Origin of the sequence: Duganella sp. 3397 (assembly GCF_031456625.1) — a bacterium.
Lineage (GTDB): Bacteria > Pseudomonadota > Gammaproteobacteria > Burkholderiales > Burkholderiaceae_D > Rugamonas > Rugamonas phyllosphaerae.
This window is the reverse complement of sequence record NZ_JAVDVB010000002.1, coordinates 505,287-525,736: the sequence shown is the minus strand read 5'-3', so window position 1 is coordinate 525,736 and position 20,450 is coordinate 505,287. Positions and strand designations below refer to the sequence as shown.

The 20,450-nt window shown below is 66.4% G+C and carries 17 protein-coding genes and 1 riboswitch; of the genes, 16 read left to right on the top strand and 1 reads right to left on the bottom strand.

The genetic code is table 11. From position 1 onward, the window contains the following. Positions 1–17 precede the first annotated feature (17 nt). From J2X54_RS06920 to J2X54_RS06850, 15 genes are all read left to right on the top strand, one after another. Positions 18–539 carry an N-acetyltransferase family protein gene (locus J2X54_RS06920; protein WP_310179422.1) on the top strand — a complete coding sequence of 174 codons (522 nt, stop codon included), beginning with the start codon at positions 18–20 and terminating at the stop codon, positions 537–539. A gap of 53 nt (positions 540–592) precedes the next feature. Then, positions 593–802: riboswitch (cobalamin riboswitch) on the top strand. A 123-nt stretch (positions 803–925) separates the two neighbouring features. Further along, positions 926–1,129, top strand: coding sequence for a CbtB domain-containing protein (locus J2X54_RS06915; RefSeq protein ID WP_070246882.1), 204 nt, complete (start codon positions 926–928; stop codon positions 1,127–1,129). Continuing rightward, positions 1,120–1,917: a CbtA family protein gene (locus J2X54_RS06910; RefSeq protein ID WP_310179420.1), complete on the top strand. Its 798-nt coding sequence runs from the start codon at positions 1,120–1,122 to the stop codon at positions 1,915–1,917. Before J2X54_RS06915 ends, J2X54_RS06910 begins: the two co-directional genes overlap by 10 nt. A 3-nt stretch (positions 1,918–1,920) precedes the next feature. Then, the gene (locus J2X54_RS06905) at positions 1,921–2,253 is read left to right on the top strand and encodes a ferredoxin (protein ID WP_310179418.1); all 333 of its coding nucleotides are present in this window, start codon (positions 1,921–1,923) and stop codon (positions 2,251–2,253) included. Beyond that, positions 2,250–6,368, top strand: a complete 4,119-nt coding sequence (locus J2X54_RS06900; protein ID WP_310179416.1) for a cobaltochelatase subunit CobN — start codon at positions 2,250–2,252, stop codon at positions 6,366–6,368. Before J2X54_RS06905 ends, J2X54_RS06900 begins: the two co-directional genes overlap by 4 nt. Before the next feature lie 3 nt (positions 6,369–6,371). After that, complete coding sequence (locus J2X54_RS06895) at positions 6,372–8,330, top strand: putative cobaltochelatase (protein ID WP_310179412.1); 1,959 nt, start codon at positions 6,372–6,374, stop codon at positions 8,328–8,330. Positions 8,331–8,361: 31 nt separating this feature from the next. Beyond that, positions 8,362–9,060, top strand: coding sequence for a cobalt-precorrin-7 (C(5))-methyltransferase (locus J2X54_RS06890; RefSeq protein WP_070246886.1), 699 nt, complete (start codon positions 8,362–8,364; stop codon positions 9,058–9,060). A gap of 17 nt (positions 9,061–9,077) precedes the next feature. After that, positions 9,078–10,667 (top strand): precorrin-8X methylmutase, encoded by a 1,590-nt coding sequence (locus J2X54_RS06885; protein WP_310179839.1) that lies wholly within the window; start codon positions 9,078–9,080, stop codon positions 10,665–10,667. Next, positions 10,654–11,790 carry a cobalt-precorrin-5B (C(1))-methyltransferase CbiD gene (gene cbiD, locus J2X54_RS06880; RefSeq protein ID WP_310179408.1) on the top strand — a complete coding sequence of 379 codons (1,137 nt, stop codon included), beginning with the start codon at positions 10,654–10,656 and terminating at the stop codon, positions 11,788–11,790. The genes J2X54_RS06885 and cbiD overlap by 14 nt, the downstream gene beginning before the upstream one ends. Then, a complete protein-coding gene (cobI, locus tag J2X54_RS06875) occupies positions 11,787–12,518 on the top strand; it encodes a precorrin-2 C(20)-methyltransferase (protein ID WP_310179405.1) in 732 nt (243 codons plus the stop codon). Before cbiD ends, cobI begins: the two co-directional genes overlap by 4 nt. A gap of 1 nt (position 12,519) precedes the next feature. Further along, a complete protein-coding gene (gene cobM, locus J2X54_RS06870; protein WP_310179402.1) occupies positions 12,520–13,296 on the top strand; it encodes a precorrin-4 C(11)-methyltransferase in 777 nt (258 codons plus the stop codon). Next, a complete protein-coding gene (locus J2X54_RS06865; RefSeq protein WP_310179400.1) occupies positions 13,293–14,072 on the top strand; it encodes a cobalamin biosynthesis protein in 780 nt (259 codons plus the stop codon). The genes cobM and J2X54_RS06865 overlap by 4 nt, the downstream gene beginning before the upstream one ends. Beyond that, a complete protein-coding gene (cobJ, locus tag J2X54_RS06860) occupies positions 14,072–15,628 on the top strand; it encodes a precorrin-3B C(17)-methyltransferase (protein WP_310179398.1) in 1,557 nt (518 codons plus the stop codon). Before J2X54_RS06865 ends, cobJ begins: the two co-directional genes overlap by 1 nt. Beyond that, positions 15,625–16,728: a GTP-binding protein gene (locus J2X54_RS06855; RefSeq protein ID WP_310179395.1), complete on the top strand. Its 1,104-nt coding sequence runs from the start codon at positions 15,625–15,627 to the stop codon at positions 16,726–16,728. The genes cobJ and J2X54_RS06855 overlap by 4 nt, the downstream gene beginning before the upstream one ends. Positions 16,729–16,756: 28 nt before the next feature. Beyond that, positions 16,757–17,326, top strand: coding sequence for a HupE/UreJ family protein (locus J2X54_RS06850; protein ID WP_310179393.1), 570 nt, complete (start codon positions 16,757–16,759; stop codon positions 17,324–17,326). A 5-nt stretch (positions 17,327–17,331) separates the two neighbouring features. Here J2X54_RS06850 and J2X54_RS06845 read toward each other — a convergent pair whose 3' ends face one another. Further along, on the bottom strand, positions 17,332–17,547 hold the full coding sequence (locus J2X54_RS06845) for a hypothetical protein (protein ID WP_310179391.1): 216 nt from the start codon (positions 17,545–17,547) through the stop codon (positions 17,332–17,334). Positions 17,548–17,840: 293 nt separating this feature from the next. Between J2X54_RS06845 and J2X54_RS06840 the strand changes: the two genes are divergently transcribed. Next, complete coding sequence (locus tag J2X54_RS06840; RefSeq protein WP_310179389.1) at positions 17,841–20,381, top strand: excinuclease ABC subunit UvrA; 2,541 nt, start codon at positions 17,841–17,843, stop codon at positions 20,379–20,381. Positions 20,382–20,450 lie beyond the last annotated feature (69 nt).

Genomic DNA, 20,450 nt, shown 5'->3' with positions numbered 1-20,450 from the left:
TCTTTCACGGAGTCACCATGAACCTTGTCAGCTGTACCGAAGAGCGCCACGCGCAAGCCATCCTCGACATCTTCAACGACGCCATCGCCAATTCGACGGCCCTGTACGAATACCATCCGCGCACGCTCGAGAGCATGAACAAGTGGTTTGCCGCCAAGCGCGCCGGCGGCTATCCGGTGCTCGGCTACGAAGACGCCGGCGGCGTGCTGCTGGGCTTTGCCAGCTATGGCGCCTTTCGCGGCTACCCGGCCAACAAGTACGCGGTCGAGCATTCGGTCTACGTGCGCGCCGACCAGCGCGGCAAGGGCCTGGGCCGCGCACTGCTGGAACAGGTGATCGCGGCGGCCGGGCAGGCCGACCTGCACACCATCGTCGGCGGCATCGACGCCGACAACCGCGCCAGCATCGCCCTGCACGAGCAGTTGGGCTTCGTCCATGCCGGCACCGTGCGCCATGCGGCGTTCAAGTTCGGGCGCTGGCTGGACCTGGCGTTTTACCAGCTGATCTTGCCCACGCCCGGCGCTCCGGTAGATGGCTAACGCCTTGCAATTCCCCTGTGCCGCCCCTATACTTCGCCGGTAGTCAAAGCTTCTGGTATGCGCGGACGTCGGGTGTGATCCCGGTTCCGCATATTTAAATGGGAAGCCGGTGCGTCCGACCAGGGCCATGCCGGCGCTGCCCCCGCAACGGTAGTCGAGGTCAAGGAAGTGCAATCAGCCACTGTGCGCAAGCATGGGAAGGCGCACTGCCAGGAGCGATCCACTCGTCAGCCCGGAAACCAGCCAGTAGCTGTCAACACGTTTGTATTGCGGAGGGCGATACGGGTGAGTGCTGCGCCGTGCTGTCCATCCGTTGTCGATGCATCCCGGCCGCATCCCCGCTTTCCTTCCCCGCGTACCGTCTCCACGCACCTGGAAGGAAGATCATGCCCGTCACCCCAGTTACTACCGTCCACGCCGAAGTTGCCAGCCGTCCCGCCACATCCACGCTGCGCGAAAAAATGATCCCGGCGCTGTGCGCCGCCGGTCTTGGCGCCGTGCTGCTGTTCGGCGCCGGTTTCGCCTCGATGGAAGCGCTGCACAATGCTGCCCACGACAGCCGCCACTCGGCGGGCTTCCCGTGTCACTAAGCCGCACCGGGCCAGGCGCTGCGGCGCCGGCCGGCATCTTCAACGGCATCGTGCGCACCGCTGCTGCCGCCGGCATCATCGCCGGCTTGCTGCTGACCGGTGTGCAGCACCTGCAGGTAATCCCGATCATTCAGCAGGCCGAGGTGTATGAAAAGGCCCAGGACTCTGCTGCTGTCGTGGTTCCTGCCGCTCCTGTCGCTGCCGAACATGCGCATGCCCCCGGCACTGCGCCGCACGAGCATGGCCATGGCGGCCACGGCGCGGCGGCAGAGGCCCACAGCCACGGCGGCTGGGAGCCCGAAGACGGTATCGAGCGCACCGCCTACACGGCGCTGGCCGATGTCAGCATGGGTGTCGGTTACGCGCTGCTGCTGGCGGCCGTGATCTGCCTGCGCGGCCGCCCGGTGACCTGGCGCAGCGGCATGCTGTGGGGCGCGGCCGCGTACGCTGTGTTCTTCATCGCGCCGTCGCTCGGACTGCCGCCCGAGCTGCCGGGCACCCTGGCGGCGCCGGTCTCGGCGCGCCAGGCCTGGTGGATCTGCACCGCGTTCTCCACCGCCGTCGCCATCGGCGCACTGGCCTGGAGCCGCAACGTCTGGTTCAAGGTGGGTGCGGTGGCGCTGTTGTTGGTGCCGCACCTGGTGGGCGCGCCGCAACCGCCCATGCATTCGATGGCAGCGCCGGAAAGCCTGGTGGGCTCGTTCATCATCGCCACCGCGCTGGCCAATGCGGTGTTCTGGCTGGCCCTCGGGGGCCTGACCGGCTACTTCTACAAAAAGTTCGCCTGATTCATGAGAACCCACCACCGCCACATCTTCATGTGCGTCGGTCCGCGCTGCGAGCCGCAAGAAGGCCGCGCACAGGCCGTGTTCGAACACATGGGCAAGGTGATCGACGAACATCCCGAGCTGGCCGTCAAGCGTACCCGCACCCATTGCATGGTGGCGTGCCGCTTCGAGGGGCCGGTGGTGGTGGTGTACCCGGAAGGCGTGTGGTATCAGCGCGTAAACGAAGCCAACGCCGAGCGCATCGTCCACGAGCATCTGCTGAACGGGCGCGAAGTCGCCGACCTGGTGTTCCACCGCCTGGGCGTGGGCGACACCTGCGAACCTGGACCGAAATGACCGACCATCCGAATTTTTCACAGCTTGCGCTGCTGACCCACGCCTCCAACGACCTGACCGTGCTGCACCAGGCGCAGGCGCAAATGCCCGAAGGCTTCGGCCCGGTCATGGGTGTGAACCTGCAAGCGCTTGGGGAAGAGTCCACGCTGGCGCAACTGCTGGACGGCGAACTGCGCGCGGCGCGCGTGATCGTGGTGCGGGTGCTGGGCCGCCTGGGCGGCGTGCCCGGATTTTCCCACCTGGTCGAGCACGCGCGCCGCCAGGGGCGGCACCTGGTCGTCGTCAGCGGCACCGGCGAACCCGATCCCGAACTGGCGGCAGTGTCGACCGTTCGTTCCGACGTGCTGGACATGACCTTGCAGTACTTCCGCGCCGGCGGCAGCGCCAACCTGGCGCAGCTGCTGCGCTTCCTGTCCGACCATTTGCTGTTGACCGGCTTCGGCTTCGAGCCGGCGCTTGCGCTGCCGGACCACGGCATCTACCACCCGGACCTGGCGCCAGGCGCCGGCCTGGCTGACTGGCAGGCGCTGGCCGATCCGCAGCGCCCCAGCGTCGGCATCGTCTTCTACCGCGCCCACTGGATGAGCGGGAATACCCGCTTCATCGACGCGCTGCTGACCGCACTCGAAGCGCGCGGCATGAATGTGCTGCCGGTGTTTACCGCCTCGCTGCGGTCTGGATCGGGGGATGGCAAGCTGCCTGACGCCTTGCGTTACTTCGGCACCGTGGTCCACGGTGTCACGCAGGCCCATGTTGATGCGCTGATCAACACCACGTCGTTCGCCATGGGCGAGATCACGCCCGGCGGCCCCACGCCGGCCGGCTGGTCGGTGGGCGTACTGGAACAACTCGACGTGCCGGTGCTGCAGGCGATCACCAGCGGCATGACCCTGCCGCAGTGGGAACAGTCCGCGCGCGGCCTCAATCCGCTCGATGCTGCGATGAACGTGGTGCTGCCGGAGTTCGACGGCCGCATCATCACGGTGCCGCTGTCGTTCAAGGCGCGTGCCGCCGGCATGCCGGGCGACGCGGTCGAATATGATCCGCTGCCCGACCGCGTGGCGCGCATCGCCGGCATCGCCTGGCGCGCGGCGCGCCTCAAACGCGTACCGAATGCCGACAAGCGCGTGGCCTTCATGTTCACCAACTCCAGCAGCAAGGCTTCGCAGATCGGCAACGCCGTGGGGCTCGACGCGCCTGCATCGCTGATGCGCATCCTCGAATCGATGAAACAGGCCGGCTACGCGATAGGCGAGCTGCCCGAGAGCGGCACGGCGCTGATCCACGACCTGGTCGCCCGCTGCTCGTACGACAATATCTACCTCACGGCCGAACAGATGCGCGGCGCCACCGGCCGGGTGCCGGCAGCGCAATACCAGCAGTGGTTCGACGAGATGCCGCAGGCGCTGCAGGACAAGATGGTCAAGCAGTGGGGCGCCGCCCCCGGCGAAGCCTATGTGCACGAAGGCCACGTGGCGCTGGCCGGCATCGAACTCGGTAACGCCTTCGTGGCGCTGCAGCCGCCGCGCGGCTACGGCATGGACCCGGACGCGATCTACCACCAGCCGGACCTGCCGCCCACCCACCATTACTATGCGCTGTACCGCTGGCTGCGCGATGTGTGGCAGGCCGACGCCATCGTCCACGTCGGCAAGCACGGCACCATGGAGTGGTTGCCGGGAAAGGGCGTGGGCCTGTCGGAAGAGTGCTTCCCCGACGTGCTGCTGGGCGACCTGCCGCTGTTCTACCCGTTCATCATCAACGACCCGGGCGAAGGGTCGCAGGCCAAGCGCCGCGGCCACGCGGTGGTGGTCGATCACCTGACGCCGCCGATGACCACGGCCGACACCTACGGTGCGCTGGCGCAGCTGACGCAGCTGGTGGACGAGTACTACCAGGTCGAGGTACTCGATCCGGCCAAGCTGCCGCTGTTGCAGCAGCAGATCTGGGAACTGGTCAAGCAGACCAATCTCGATGCGGATTTGCAGATGCGGTTGCTCAGTCACGACCACGACCACGACCACGGGCATGGGCATCATCACCACGATCATGACCATCATCATGGCCACGATCACGGCAATGACCACGATCACGCGCACGACGGCGAACTGCCGGCCGCCTTGTCGGCCATGGGCGGCTCCGACGTCGCCCACCTGATCGAAGACCTGGACGGCTACCTGTGTGAACTCGGTTCGGCCCAGATCCGCGACGGCCTGCATATCCTGGGCCGCCGCCCGGACGACACGCAAATGCCCGACATGCTGGTCTCGCTCACGCGCCTGCCCAACCTCGACGTCCCAGGCCTGCAAGCGGAAATTGCCCAGCTGTTCGGCTTGAACATGGAGATGCTGCTCGACCAGCAAGGCCGCCGCCTGAACGTCGATCCCGCGCTGGCGCGCATCGCCGGCCGCGCCGTGGTCTCGCGCGCCAATGCGCTCGAAGCCGTGGATTTGCTGTGCCTGCGCCTGTTCACGGCGCTGGGTGAAGTCGCTTACGACGCAACGCAGATCGACAGCGTGCTGGCAGATGTGTTTGCCGACCTCGATGCGGCCACACCTGCCGCGTCGCTTTTGCAACCGTTGTTGCAACCGGCCTTGAAGGCGAGCGCCAATGTGCTGTCGCAGATGGGCAAGCCGCGTCCGAAGCTGGCGGCCTTGAAGCCTGCTGCATCAGCGTTGGCCCCGGCGCTGGCCAAGCCGGCCGGCCCGGCGCGCTTCGACGGCCTGCGCAAGATCTTGCGGTTCGCCTGCACCGACCTGGTGCCGAACCTCACCCGCGCCACCGACGAAATCGACAACCTGCTGCACGGCCTGTCCGGCGGCTACGTACCGGCGGGGCCTAGCGGCTCGCCCACGCGCGGCATGGCGCACATCCTGCCGACCGGCCGCAATTTCTATTCGGTCGATCCACGCAGTGTGCCGTCGCAATCGGCCTGGCGCGTGGGCCAGCAACTGGCGCGCGAAGTGCTGGAGCGTTACCAGCGCGAGGCGGGAGAGTACCCGGAAAGCGTGGCGATCAGCATTTGGGGCACCAGCGCCATGCGCACCCACGGCGACGACGTCGCGCAAATCCTGGCGTTGCTGGGCGTGCGCCCGGTATGGCGCGCCGAGAGCCGCCAGGTGAGCGGGGTGGAAGTGATCCCGCTCGACGAACTGAAACGCCCGCGCATCGACGTCACCACCCGCATCAGCGGCTTCTTCCGCGACGCCTTCCCGCAACTGATCGACCTGGTGGACGACGCGGTCAACCAGGTGATCCAGCGCGATGAACCGCTTACGCACAACTTCGTGCGCAAGCACTACCTGGCCGAACTGGCTGGCCTGATGACCGAGGGCGTGGCGCAAGCCGAGGCGGAAACCCGCGCCGCCTACCGCATCTTCGGCGCCAAGCCGGGGGCGTACGGCGCCGGCGTGCTGCCGCTGATCCAGCACCGCAACTGGGAAGCCGAAGGCGACTTCGCCGAGGCTTACGTCAACTGGGGCGGTTACGCGTACGCGCGCGGCACCCAGGGCTCGGACCAGCGCGACGCCTTCCGCACCCGCCTCAATGGTGTGCAGATCGCGCTGCACAACCAGGACAACCGCGAACACGATATCTTCGACAGCGACGATTATTTGCAGTTCCACGGCGGCATGATCGCCACCATCCGCGCGCTCAGCGGCCAGCAGCCGCGCCATTATTTCGGCGACAGCCACGACCCGTCGCGCGCCCAGGTGCGCGACCTGAAGGAAGAGACCCTGCGCGTGTTCCGCTCGCGCGTGGTCAATCCCAAGTGGCTGGCCAGCATCCAGCGCCACGGCTACAAGGGCGGGCTGGAACTGACGGCCACCGTCGATTACCTGTTCGGCTACGACGCCACGGCGCAAGTGATGGACGACTGGATGTACGAGGACGTGGCGCAGTCGTACGGCTTCGACCCGGCCATGCAGCAGTTCCTGCAGGAGGCCAATCCGTGGGCGCAGAACGCAATTGCCGAACGCCTGCTGGAAGCGGCCACGCGCGGCATGTGGGCGGCGCCGAAGCCGGAAACCCTGGAGCGCCTGCGCGAGCTGTACCTGCGCAGCGAAGCATTGCTCGAAGAACGCGGCGAGACGCCGCGCAATGGTCAAGGGTAGCCGATGAATTTTTCATTGAATTTTCCTTTTAGCGCCATCGTCGGCCAGGAGCAGTTGCGCCAGGCCTTGATGCTGTGCGCGGTCGATCCCGGCATCGGCGGCGTGCTGATACGCGGCGACAAGGGCACGGCCAAGAGTACGGCCGCGCGTGCGCTGGCCGAAGTGCTGCCGCCGATCGAACTGGTTGCCGGTTGCGCCTTCAACTGCACCTTGCAAGCGCCGTGCGAGCACTGTGAAGTCTGCCGCCAGTCCGACCGGGTCACCACGCTGTCGCCGGTGCCGTTCGTCACGCTGCCGCTGGGCGCCACCGAAGACCGCGTGCTGGGCAGCCTCGATCTGTCGCGTGCTTTGAACGGCGGCCACAAGGCATTCCAGCCTGGCCTGCTGGCATCGGCCCATCGCGGCCTGCTGTACATCGACGAAGTCAACCTGCTGGCCGACCACCTGGTGGACGTGCTGCTGGACGTGGCGGCCATGGGCGTCAACCGCGTGCAGCGCGAGGGCCTGTCGGTCAGCCATCCGGCGCGCTTTACGCTGGTTGGGACCATGAACCTGGAAGAGGGCGATTTGCGCCCGCAACTTCTGGACCGCTTCGGCCTGATGGTGGAAGTGACGGCGCCGCGCGAAAAGGCGGTGCGGGCCGAGGTGGTCCGCCGCCGTATCGGCTTCGAGGCCGATCCCGCATCATATGTCGCCACCTGGCGCGCGCAGCAGGATGCACTGCAGGCCACGCTGGCCACCGCGCAGGCGCTGCTGCCGCAAGTAAAGCTCGACGACGCGCTGCTCGACCTGATCAGCCATTTGTGCTGCGAGCTGGAAGTGGCCAGTCTGCGCGCCGATATCGTGATGTACAAGACCGCGCGCGCCATCGCCGCGCTGGCTGGCCGCATCCAGGTCACGCCGCAGGACGTGCGCGGCGCGGCCGAACTGGTGCTGCCGCACCGGCGTCGCCGCAAGCCGTTCGAGCAGCCGGGCCTGGACCAGGACAAGCTCGATGAGTTGATGCGGCAGGCGGAGCAGGATTCCCCGCCGCAGCAAGCACCTGCCGATGGCGAAGGCAGCGACCAGCAACCGCAAGACGGCGGGCAGTCCGGCGCAGAGCAGCAGTCGCAGGACAGCGAGCAGTCGAATGTCGAACAGGATGAGCAGGTGTTTGCCGCCGCCGCAGGCGGTCAAACCGCGCGCATTTCGGTGGAGGCACAATCGGCTCCTGGCGCCGCCGGCCGCCGCAGCATGGCGCAGCAGTCACCGCGCGGCCACGTGCTGCGCGCGGTGCCCAACGAGCAGCCGACCAGCATCGCCATCGGCGCCACGTTGCGCAGCGCCGCGCTGCACGCAACGGACGGCGGCGTGCAGGTCACGCGCGCCGACTTGCACCAGCAGGTACGCGTCGGCACCAGTGCCAGCCTGATACTATTCGTGGTCGATGCCTCGGGCTCGATGGCGGCGCAGCGGCGCATGGAAGCGCTCAAGGGCGCGGTCTTGAATTTGCTTACCGACGCCTACCAGCAGCGCGACGAAGTGGCCGTGGTGGCGTTTCGCGGCCAGCGCGCCGAGTTGCTGCTGGCGCCCACGCGCAGCGTGGACCTGGCCGAGCAGGGCCTGCGCGAACTGCCCACGGGCGGCCGCACGCCTTTGCCGCACGCGCTGCAACTGGCGCTGGAAACGTTGCAGCGCGCCGGAGCAAATGGCAGCGGCAATCCGCCGCTGCTGGTGCTGCTCACCGACGGCAAGGGCAACGTGCCGATCAATGAGGGCGCCGATCCGTGGCGCGAGTCGGTGGCAATGGCAGAACTGCTGGCCGGGCGCCGTACACCGGCGCTGGTGATCGATACCGAGAACGGCTACCTGCGCCTGGGGCGCGCCGCGCAACTGGCGCAGGCGCTTGGCGCCGAGTGTTTGACACTGGAAGAATTATCGGCCGACAGCCTGGCGCTGACGGTCAGGGCACGACTGGCTTGAAGCTGGTCTCGTAAAGTTATCAGGAGTAGCAATGATTATTTGTATAGGCGCCGGTCCCGGCGACATCGGTTACCTCACCCAGCGCGGTGCGGAGTTGATCCGTGACGCCGACGTGGTGGCCGGCTTCGAGGCTGTGCTCAATGTGGTGCGCAGCCTGATCCCCGAGACCGCGCGCGTGATCAGCATGGGTTACCGCGACCAGGTCGAGCAGCTCGACAAGGTGGCGGTGGACCACCACGCCGGCAAAAAATGCGTCGTCGTGTTCATGGGCGACATCCACTTCAGCGGCTTCCAGTACCTGGAACGCGTGGAGCGCGCGTGTGGCCACCCGGTCGAATCGCTGCCCGGCATTTCGTCGGCGCAGATCCTCGCGTCGCGCGCCAAGGTGTGCTTCGACGAGACCACGTTCATCACTTTCCACCGCCGTGGCGACCTGGAGCCGTTCAAGCGCCACCTGGTGCACGTGCTGCAAGACCAGCGCAACGCCATCGTGATTCCGTGCCCGTGGGACGCGGCGCGCTCGTTCATGCCGTGGCATATCGCCAAGTACCTGATCGAGCAGGGCATCCCGCCGAGCCAGCCCACCGAAGTCTGGGAGAACCTCACCCGGGCCGAAGCCGAATGGCATGGCACGTTGGCCGAATGCGCCGAGCGCGAAGTATCGGATATGAGCATCATGCTGATTCGCACCATGGCGCCGATGGCGAGCCAGATCGAGCCCGCGCCGTGATTGAGATTACTACCCGCATGACCGGTGGCGACAAGTTCGGCATCGTGATCGCCGGCCATGGCAGCCGCGATCCGGACGCCGTGCGCGAGTTCGAAGCGCTGGTGGAGCTGATCAAACAGCGTGCACCGCACGACGTGGTCACCCACGGCTACCTGGAATTCGCCACCCCGACCATCGGCGAGGCGGTCACCGCCAACCTGGCCGCTGGCGCGAAGCAGGTAGCGATGGTGCCCGGCGTACTGCTGGCCGCGCGCCACGCCAAGAACGACATGCCAGCCGAAATGCAGGCCGCCGCACGCGATTATCCCGAGATCGATTTCCATTTCGGCGCGCCGATGAGCCTCGACCCCAAGCTGCTGCAACTGGCGCAGGAGCGCATCGTTGCGGCCGAAGCGCAGTCACCGAACACCGTGCGCCGCTCCGACACCTGCCTGGTGGTGGTGGGGCGCGGCACCACCGACCCCGACGCCAACGGCGAAGTGGCCAAGCTGGCGCGCATGCTCGAAGAAGGCCTTGGTTTCGGCGCCGCCTACGTGTGCTATTCCGGCACCGCCAGCCCGCTGGTGGCCGATGGCTTGCGCAGTGCTGCGCGGCTGGGCTACGCCCGGGTGGTGGTGCTGCCGTTCTTCCTGTTCGACGGCGTGCTGGTCAAGCGCATTTATGCTGCGACCGAGGACCTGGCCGAACGCGAGCCGGGCGTGGAAGTGCTGAAAGCCGGCTACCTGGGCGTGCATCCATTGATGGCGGACGTAATGATCGAACGCGCGCGCGAAGCCGTGGCCGGCCGCGCCGCGATGAACTGCTCACTGTGCAAATACCGCGTGCAGATCGTCGGCTTCGAGCAGCAGGTGGGCGAGCCGCAGCAGGCGCACCACCTGGCGGTGCGGGCACTGTCCGCCAAGCCGGACCAGCCGGTGGTGGCAGAGCCTCAATACAAGACCTACGTGCCGCACCCGATCGAGGCGGAAAGCTTCCGCATCATCGCCGAAGGCCGCGACTGGGCGCCATTCCCGCCAGAGCAGCTGACCATCCTGCAACGGCTGGTGCACACCAGCGGCGACTTCGACGCCGTCAACGATATGTATTTTTCGCCGGGCGCCGTGGACAGCGGCATTCGCGCGCTGCTGCGCTGCAAGCGCATCCTCACCGATGTGACCATGGTGCAGACGGGCCTCAAGCGTGCACTGCTCGAAGAACTGGGCATCGATACGTGGTGCGGCGTGCATGACCGCGAAACCCATTTGATGTCCGAGCAGTATGGCATCACGCGCTCGGCGGCCGGCATCCGCCGCGGCTGGGAAAAGTTCGGCAACGACGTGGTGGTGTCGATCGGCGACGCGCCCACGGCGATTGCCGAAGCCACGCGCCTGATCCGCGACCATGGCTGGCGCCCGCAACTGGTGATTGGACTGCCAGTTGGTTTTGTCGGCACGCGCGAGACCAAGGAAGACTTGCGCCGCTGTTTGCAAGTGCCGCGCATTACCAATCGCGGCACGCGTGGCGGTTCGCCGTGGGCGGCCAGCGTGGTCAATGGCCTGATGATCGATGCGTTGAATGGCCTGGCGGCTGAACAGGCGGCAGTGCCGAGGGACGATGTCGCTGGCTGAACGCCAGCCGTTCGACCTGAACGTCCTGGCCCTGAACGGCCTGCGGCGCGGACGCACCACGGGCAGTTGCGCCACGGCCGCCGTCAAGGCGGCGCTGCGGTTGCTGCTGCAAGGCGTGCGCTTGTCGAAGGTCGATATCGGCCTGCCCGACGGCGCCCATTACCTGTCGGTGCCGGTCCAGGCGGTCGAGTGGATGGAACCCGGGCAGACCGTGCGCGCCGAAGTGATCAAGGATGGCGGCGACGATCCCGACAACACGCATGGCGCCACCATCTTCGCGGAAGTGCGGCGCAACGATGCCGGAGAAGTGCGGTTCTTTGCCGGCCGTGGCGTGGGTACCGCCACCTTGCCCGGTTTGCGGGTGGCGGTGGGCGAGCCGGCGATTAACCCGGTGCCGCGCAAGATGATGCGCCAGGCGGTGCAGGATGTGGCGGGGGAGTCCGGCCAGGGGTTCGACCTGACAATCGGTTGCGAAGGCGGCGAGGTCATCGCCACCAGGACCTTCAATCCCCGGCTGGGCATCGTCGGCGGCATTTCGATCCTGGGCACGTCCGGCATCGTCGAACCGATGTCGCTGGCAACCTGGATCGCGTCGGTAGAGGTGTACATCCGGGTGGCGCTGGCCGGGGGCCAGCAGTGCGTGGCTTACCTGCCGGGCAAGATCGGCCGTGAATTCGCAGCGGACGTGTTGAAATTGCCGGAAAAGCGCACGGTGCAGATCGCGAATTTTCTCGGCGACGCGCTCGACTTCACCGAGCAGGTGCTGGTGGAAGAACGGCGCACGCTCGACCTGTTGTGGCTGGCCGGCCATCCGGGCAAGCTGGCCAAGGTGCTCGACGGCTGGTGGGACACGCATTCGAACAAGAGCAAGATGGCCATGGGCGGCGTGGCCCGCGTGGCCGCAGAAATGGGATACGCGCCAGCGATGGTGCAGCAAATTGAAAATGCCAATACAGTGGAAGCAGCAATGGATATATTAAGGCAGGAACCGGGCGCCCCAGCTTTCTGGCGCGAAATCGAACAGCGCATCGCGGCGCTGGCGCGCGGTCGCGTGCCGTCGGCGCGCCGCGTCGAGGTGCGCCTGTTCGACCTGGCCGGCAATCTGCTGGGAGAGCACCAATGACGCTCGGTACACTGTACGGCATCGGCGTCGGCCCCGGCCCCGCCGGCTTCGTGCCGGTAGCGGCGCTCGACGCGTTGCGCCACGCGGACCTGATCTACGCGCCACGCGCCCGTGGGGCTGCCGATTCGGTCGCGCTGCAATGCCTGGCCAGCGCAGGCTTCATTCCCGATGCCGACAAGCTGCGCGAGATCGAGTTCAATATGGACCCGGACCGGTCCGTGCTGAGCGAGCATTACGCCCAGCTGGCCGATACGCTGGCGGTCGAGCTGCGGGCAGGGCGCAACGTCGCGTATCTGACCATCGGCGACTCGCTCACGTATTCGACCTACGGCTACGTGCTGGCCGGCCTGCGCGAGCGCATCCCCGATCTGCCGCAGAAGACGTTCCCCGGCATTACCAGCTATGCGGCCGCCGCGTCGGCGCTGGCGTGGCCGCTGGGCGAGGGCAAGGAACGGGTGCTGATCCTGCCGTGCCCGGAAACGCCGCAAGAGCTGCGCCACGAAATCGAGACCCACGATATCGTGGTGCTGATGAAGGTTGGCACGCGCCTGCCGTGGGTGCTCGACCTGCTGCGCGAGATGAAGATTGCCGATCACTGCGCGTTCGCGCGCCGGATCGGATTGCCGGGTGAACTGCTGGCGTCGGGCGTGGCCGACCTGGTGGCCGATGAAGCGATGGGTTACCTGGCCACCATGCTGGTGCGCCGCAACCCGCGAAAGGACAGATAAGATGAAGGTATATTTTGTAGGCGCCGGCCCTGGCGCTGCCGATTTGATCACGCTGCGCGGCGCGCGCCTGCTGGGCAGCGTGCGCATGGTGCTGTACGCCGGCTCGCTGGTGCCGGTGGAGTTGCTCACCCACTGCGCGCCCGGTACCGAACTGCTCGACACCGCGCAGATGGACCTGGAACAGCAGCAGGCCTGCTACGTGCGCGCGCAGGAACAGGATATCGATGTAGTGCGCCTGCACTCGGGCGATCCGGCCATTTACGGCGCCACCGCCGAGCAGATGCGCCGCCTCGAAGCGCTGGGCATCGCGTACGAGATCGTGCCGGGTGTGTCGTCGTTCACGGCAGCCGCGGCGGCCATCGGCACCGAGCTGACCAAGCCGGAAGTGTCGCAAAGCGTGATCCTCACGCGCGTGTCGGGCCGCGCCTCGGCCGTGCCGGAACTCGAATCGATCGCACGCCTGGCCGAGCACCGCGCCACCATGTGCATCTTCCTCTCCGGCCCGCACCTGAAAAAAATCGTCACGGACCTGCTGCTCCACTATCCGCCTGAAACGCCGGTCAGCCTGGTACACCGCGCCACCTGGCCCGAAGAGCGCAGCTACACCGGCACGCTGGGCACGATCCTGGAAGAGACCAAGCGCGGCGCCTGGAACCTGACCACGATGATGCTGGTCGGCGCGGCGCTCGATAAGGGTATGGCGGCCGAATCGAGCCTGTACTCGAAAGATTTTACGCACCTGTTCCGGGTGGTGAAAAAGGACGAGGAGGCCGCATGACAGCGCAGTCGGCTGCAGCGCCTCTCGGCATCTGGCTGGTGCGTCCCGAAGGGGATGCGCTGGCGGCTGCCTTGCAGGCGCGCCTGGGCGGCGACATCTATCGGCCGTGGCTGCAGCCGGAAGTAGCACAGAAAACCCAGTTCGCGGCAAGCTACCGCCGCCATGCGCAGTGGATCATGGTGGCCGCCAGCGGCATCGCGGTGCGCTTTCTCGACGGCCTGCCGGTCGATAAACATACTGATCCCGCCGTGGTGGTGATCGACGAAGCGGGGCGCCACGCGGTGGCGCTGTTGTCCGGCCACGAAGGCGGCGGCAATATCCTGGCCTACCGGGTGGCCAACGTGGTCGGTGCGACGCCGGTGGTCACCACCGCCACCGAAGCGCTCAAGCCGCTGACGGTCGGTATCGGCTGCCGCAAGGGTGTGCCGGCCGAACGGATTGAAGCTGCCGTCGTCAAGGCGTTGTTGGCCGCCGGCGACTATGGCATGCGCGACGTGCGCGACGTGGCGACGGTGGACCTGAAGGCGCAGGAGCCGGGCTTGCTGGCGTTCTGCCTGCAGCACGATCTGCCGCTGCGGGTGTTCGCGCGCGCCACGCTGGCGGCGCGGCCGTGGGTGACCACGCCGTCGGACTGGGTACAACAGAACGTGGGACTGAACGGGGTGTGCGAACCCTGCGCCCTGGTAGCCAGCCCGCGTGGCGCGCTGCTGGTGCCGAAGATGAGCCTCGACGGCGTCGCCGTCGCAGTGGTATTGGATAAATGGATGGAAATTTGATGAGTGGTGTGTTGAACCTGGTTTCGGTGGGCCCCGGTTACGAGGACCTGATCGTTCCGCGAGCGATTGCCGCGTTGCGTGACAGCGACGTGATCGTCGCCTACGAGCTGTACTTGCGCTGGATCGCGCCCCATATCGAGGGCAAGCAGATTTTCAGTCCGCCGCTCACGCAGGAGCGCGAGCGCGCACAGCTGGCGATCGAACATGCGCGCAATGGCGCCAGAGTCGCGCTGATTTCCAGTGGCGACATCGGCATCTATGCCATGGCCGCGCTGGCGTACGAGGAAATGCGCGAGGACGATACCTATGCGGTGAACCTGGTGCCGGGCGTGACGTCGGCCAATGCCTGCGCCTCGCTGCTCGGCTCTCCGCTGTCGCACGACTTTGCGACCCTTAGCCTGTCCGATCTGCTGTGTCCCTGGGAGTGGATCGAGCACCGTGCTCGCCACATCGCCCAGGCGGACCTGGCCTGCGTGATGTACAACGTGCAGAGCGCCAGCCGCCAGGAAGGCGTGTACCGCGTGCTGCAACTGATGCTCGAGTCGAAGGCGCCGGGCACCCTGTGCGGCGTGGTGCGCAATGCGTACCGTCCGGGCCAGCAGGTGGACATCTATCGCCTCGACGAACTGCCGGGCCTGAAATTCGACATGCTGACCACCATCGTGGTCGGCAACCGGTTCACCGCCAGGAAGCGCGGCCAGATCTTTACGCCGCGCGGCTATAACGACTGGGCGCAACCGGAAGGAGCAAAGACCCAGCAGGAAGACCAGTTGCCGGACAACGCCGTGTGGGTGTTCTCTGGCACCAGCGACGGCAATGCGCTGGCGGCCGACCTGGCAGCGGCCAGTATCGGCCCGGTGGTGGTGTCCGCCGCCAGCGACCATGGCGGCGAGATCGCGCGCCAGGATTGCCCGGGCGTGGCCATCTGGTCGGGCCGCCAGGGCGTGGAAGCGCGCCGGCGCGTATTGAACGCCAAGGGCGCGCGCGTACTGCTCGACGCCACCCATCCGTATGCGCGCACTATGTCGGAACAACTGATGTCGTTGTCGCAGGAGCTGGGCATACCTTACCTGCGCTTCGAGCGCCCGAGCGAATACGCGCCGCACGACGGGCTATCGTGCGCGTCGATCGAGGAGGCGGCCGCGCGCGCAGTCGCGCAGGGCCAGCGCATCTTCCTGGCGACGGGATCGAAAGACCTGGCGACCTTCATGCAAACCCCGGGCGCGGCTGACAAGCAATGGTTCGTGCGCCAGACTGCCGAACCGGAGCTGATCGAACGCGCGCTGGCGCTGGGCATTCCGCGTGAGCGCATCTGCGCCATGCAGGGCCCGTTCTCGGCCGAATTCAATACGGCGCTGTGGCGCGACTGGGGTATCGACTGCGTGGTCACCAAGGATTCGGGCGGCGCCGGCGGCTACCGGGCCAAGGTGCAGGCAGCGAAGGCGCTGGGCATGCCGCTGCTGGTGGTGGCGCGCCCTCAGCTCGACTATCCGGCGCTGGTTGCCAATGCAGCCGACGTGCTGCGCGAACTCACGCCCGGACCAACCACGGCATGAAGCAGCTGATCCCTGTCACCATCGTCACCGGTTTTCTCGGCGCCGGCAAGACCACGCTGCTGCGCAGCCTGGTCGAGCGTCGCCAGACGCGTCGGCTGGCCTTGCTGATCAACGAGTTCGGCGAAATCTCGGTGGACGGCGCCATGGTGCGAGACACGGTGGGCACCGACACGCAGGTGCACGTGCAGGACTTCGCCCACGGCCTGATCGCCTACGGTGACGACGAGCTGTTCATGCCGGCCATGCTGGCACTGGCCGCACGCCGCGCCCAGATCGACCACGTGCTGATCGAAACGTCCGGCCTGGCGCTGCCCACCGCCGTGATGGAGCAGTTGCAAAGTCCGGAACTGGCCGAGCATTTCATTCTCGACGCCACGTTGGCCGTGGTCGATACGCCGCTGCTGCTCTCGGACCGCTTCGAACACCATGCCGCCCACGCGCCGGCCGCCACCATGTTCGACCAGCAGCTTGAATACGCCGACGTGGTAGTGCTCAACAAGATCGACGGCATCGACGAAGACGCGCTGTTGGCGGCCGAAAGCCGGGTGCGCCGGCGTGCGCCCAAGGTGCGCTTCCTCGAGCTGGCCTATAACGCGCAGCTCGATATCCGCCTGGCGCTGGGCTTGCGCCTGCACCAGCCCACCCGCATCGAACACGCGCATGTGTATGCGCCAGTCGCCACCATGCCAGCGCAGGATGCCACGCCGCTGGCCGTGCAAACGCGGCTCAATGGCCACGCCCATTCGGGCCTCGGTGCGCACAGCCATGGCCTGGCCACCCACAAGCATTTCCACGAACAGGATCCGGGCTGGCTGTCGTTCGTACTGCGCAGCGATGCGCCGCAGGATGCCGACCAGCTGTCGCAGGCGGTGTCGGAGGCTGCAAGAATTGAACCCATCCTGCGCAGCAAGGGTTACGTGCAAAGCAGCGACGGCGATGGCGCCATGCTGGTGCAGGGCGTACGCACGCGCGTCTCGATTCATCGCGACCGCGAACGCGCCACGACATCGCGCTCGCAACTGGTCTTTATCGGTTACCACATCAATCGCGGCAAGATCGCCGCGCTGCTGTCGGAACGTACCGGGACCAAGTGGAACTGAACAATTTATTCAATCAAAAGGGGAAACCATGAATTCGAAACGCAAACTGTTCTTCATCATGGCGCTGGCCGCCAGCGGCAGCGCCATGGCGCATCCGGGCCATGCCGAAGGCGCCGTCGCCGGCCTGATGCACCCGCTGACCGGCCTCGATCACATCCTGGCCATGGTAGCCGTGGGCCTGTGGGCAGCGCAACTCGGCGGTCGCGCGCAGTGGCTGCTGCCGGCCAGTTTTGTCGGCTTCCTGGCCATGGGCGGTGTGCTGGGCGCCAGTGGCTTCGTCTTGCCGATGGCCGAAGCGGGCATCGTCACATCGGTGCTGCTGCTCGGTCTCCTGATCGGCTTTGCCGTGAAACTCAAGACGGCGCCGGCGGCGCTGGCGGTAGGCGTGTTCGCGCTGTGCCACGGTTACGCGCACGGCGTGGAAATGCCCGCCATGGGCAGCGGCCTGCTGTACGGCCTCGGTTTCGTGGCGGCCAGCGCAGCTTTGCACGCGTCGGGCCTGGGACTGGCGCGCGCGGTACAGGCGCGTGGCAACTGGCTGCGCGCCGCTGGCGCAGCCATTTCGCTGGCTGGTGTATGGCTGGGCCTTGCCGCCTGAGCTGACTAGCTCTCCCTCATGCCGCGCAGGTGCTCGACATCGGTGACCGCCTTCTGCCAGACGGCGTCGGCATCGGTGATCACTCCCACTTGCAGCGGCAGGCGGTAGTCCTTGAGGACTTTACCGCCCAGTGAAATCTTGTAGCGCAGCGCCGTGTACTCGATATCGTAAGTCTTCTTCAAGCCCTGCCGGCGAACATAAGTGTCGTGTGAAGCTGGCATATCTCCTCCCTTAGTGGGAGCGCTTAACAAAGCCTCCATAGCTGCGTTGCAGCGCCTCGCCGGACAGCCGTACTGTCTTCGTCGCTGCGCCTTGCTCTGGAGGCCATGATGAGCGCTCTAGAAACTTCAGGTTAGCACGCCATCCCGAAAAGTGAAGCGAATCCGGGACGGGCGTGCTTTTTGCCTTTATGCCACCTCGTATGTTCGCTGCCGTACGCCGGGACCCACTGCTCAACCAGAGCGGCCCGGCCACTGGCCGATAATGTCAGGCATATCTTCCTTGAAGTGTTGCCATGCCCAAGTCCAAACCAAGTATCACTGCCGTCGACAACGGTCACGTGCGCGTGCGCGGTGCGCGCGAACATAATCTGAAAAACGTCGATGTCGATATCCCGCGTAACGCGCTGGTGGTATTTACCGGCGTATCCGGCTCCGGCAAGTCGTCGCTCGCATTCGGCACGCTGTACGCCGAAGCGCAGCGCCGCTACCTGGAGTCGGTGTCGCCGTATGCGCGCCGGCTGTTCCACCAGATGGCCGTGCCCGAGGTGGACAGCATCGACGGCCTCCCACCCGCCGTGGCCCTGCAACAGCAGCGCGGCGCGCCCACCACCCGTTCGTCGGTGGGCAGCGTGACCACGTTGTCGAATTCGATGCGCATGTTGTACTCGCGTGCCGGCGATTACCCGGCGGGGCAGGAGCTGCTGTACGCCGAATCGTTCTCGCCCAACACGCCGCAGGGCGCGTGCCCGCAGTGCCACGGCCTGGGCCGGGTGTACGAAGCGACCGAGCAGTCGATGGTGCCCGACGACAGCCTCACCATCCGCGAGCGTGCTGTCGCTGCCTGGCCCACGGCCTGGCACGGCCAGAACTTGCGCGATATACTGGTCACGCTCGGGTACGACGTCGATACGCCGTGGCGCGACCTGCCGAAAAAAGCGCGCGACTGGATACTGTTTACCGATGAGCAGCCCACGGTGCCCGTGTACGGCGGCCTGACGCCGGCAGAAACGAAGCGCGCCTTGAAGCGCAAGGACACCCCGAGCTACCAGGGTACGTTTACCGGCGCGCGCAAGTACGTGCTGCAAACCTTTGCCGGCACCGAGAGCGCGATCATGAAAAGGCGCGTGGCGCAGTACCTGGTGGGCATGGACTGCCCGACCTGCCATGGCAAGCGGCTGCGGACCGAGTCGCTTTCGGTAACGTTCTGCGGACACGACATCACCGAGATCGGCCGGCTGCCGTTAAAACGCCTGGCCGAACTGCTGCTGCCGTACGCGGAAGGCCGCGCGGTCAAGGCAAAGGACGCGGCAAAGCACCCGGAGAAAGCCATCGTCACCCAGCGTATTGCCGAGGACCTGCTGGCGCGCCTTGGCGTGTTGCTGGACCTGGGCCTTGGCTACCTGAGCATGGAGCGTGGCACGCCAACCTTGTCGCCGGGAGAACTGCAGCGTTTGCGGCTGGCCACTGCCGTCCGTTCGTCGCTGTTCGGGGTGGTGTATGTGCTCGACGAACCGTCCGCTGGCCTGCACCCGGCCGACACCGAAGCGCTATTGCGCGCGCTCGACCGGCTGAAGGCTGCCGGTAATTCGCTGTTCGTGGTGGAACATGCGCTGGACGTGATCCGCCACGCCGACTGGATCGTCGACGTGGGACCGCAGGCGGGCGAGCAGGGCGGCAAGGTGCTTTATAGCGGCGTGCCGGAAGGCCTGCGCGGCGTGGCCGAATCGCGTACGGCCGGCTACCTGTTCGAGCGCATGGCACGCGATCCCCGGGCGCCGCGCACGGCAACCGGCGCCCTGCAATTGCGCGGCATCGAACGCAACAACCTGCGCGGCGTCGATGTCGATATTCCGCTAGGGGTGATGACGTGCGTGAGCGGTGTGTCCGGCTCCGGCAAATCGAGCCTGGTGAGCCAGGCGCTGGTGCAGCTGGTGCGTGCGCAGCTGGGCCAGGACACTGTCGATACCGAGCCGGAAGGCGGCGATACCATGCTCGACGCCACCGATGCAAGCCCACTCAAGGGTCGTATCGTGAAGGGCATGCAAGGCGTGCGGCGCCTGGTGCAGGTCGATCAGAAGCCGATCGGCCGCACCCCGCGCTCCAACCTGGCCACCTACACCGGCCTGTTCGACCATGTGCGCAAGCTCTTTGCGGCCACCCGCGCGGCGCGTGCACGCAAGTTCGATGCCGGTCGCTTCTCGTTCAACGTCGCCAAGGGCCGTTGCCCCAACTGCGCCGGCGAAGGTTTCGTGATGGTTGAACTGCTGTTCCTGCCGAGCGTGTATGCGCCGTGCCCCGAATGCGAGGGAGCGCGCTACAACCCGGAAACGCTGGCGGTGCGCTACAACGACCGCAATATCGCCGAGGTATTGAAACTCACCGTCAATGCGGCAGCGGACTTCTTTGCCGACCAGCCGCCGTTGCGCCATGCGCTCGACGTGCTGCGCGCGGTGGGACTCGGTTACCTGCGACTGGGGCAGCCGGCCACCGAATTATCGGGCGGCGAGGCGCAGCGCATCAAGCTGGCGACGGAATTGCAGCGCGCCAGCCGGGGCGATACGTTGTACGTTCTCGACGAACCGACCACCGGGCTGCATCCGTCCGATATCGATTTGCTGCTCACGCAGTTGCATTGTCTGGTCGATGCGGGGAACACGGTAGTGCTGGTCGAGCACAATATGCAGGTGCTGGCGGCCAGTGACTGGGTAATCGACGTAGGGCCGGGGGCGGGCGAGGAGGGCGGGGCGATCGTGTTTGCGGGGTTGCCGGGGGAGCTGGCGAAGAACCAGCAAAGCAGAACGGCGCCATATTTGAGGCGTATGTCTGGGAGTTAACGACTGCCACCGTCATTCCTGCGAAGGCGGGAATCCAATGTCGTTGAGCACTGCTGGCTGTCGCGGGGC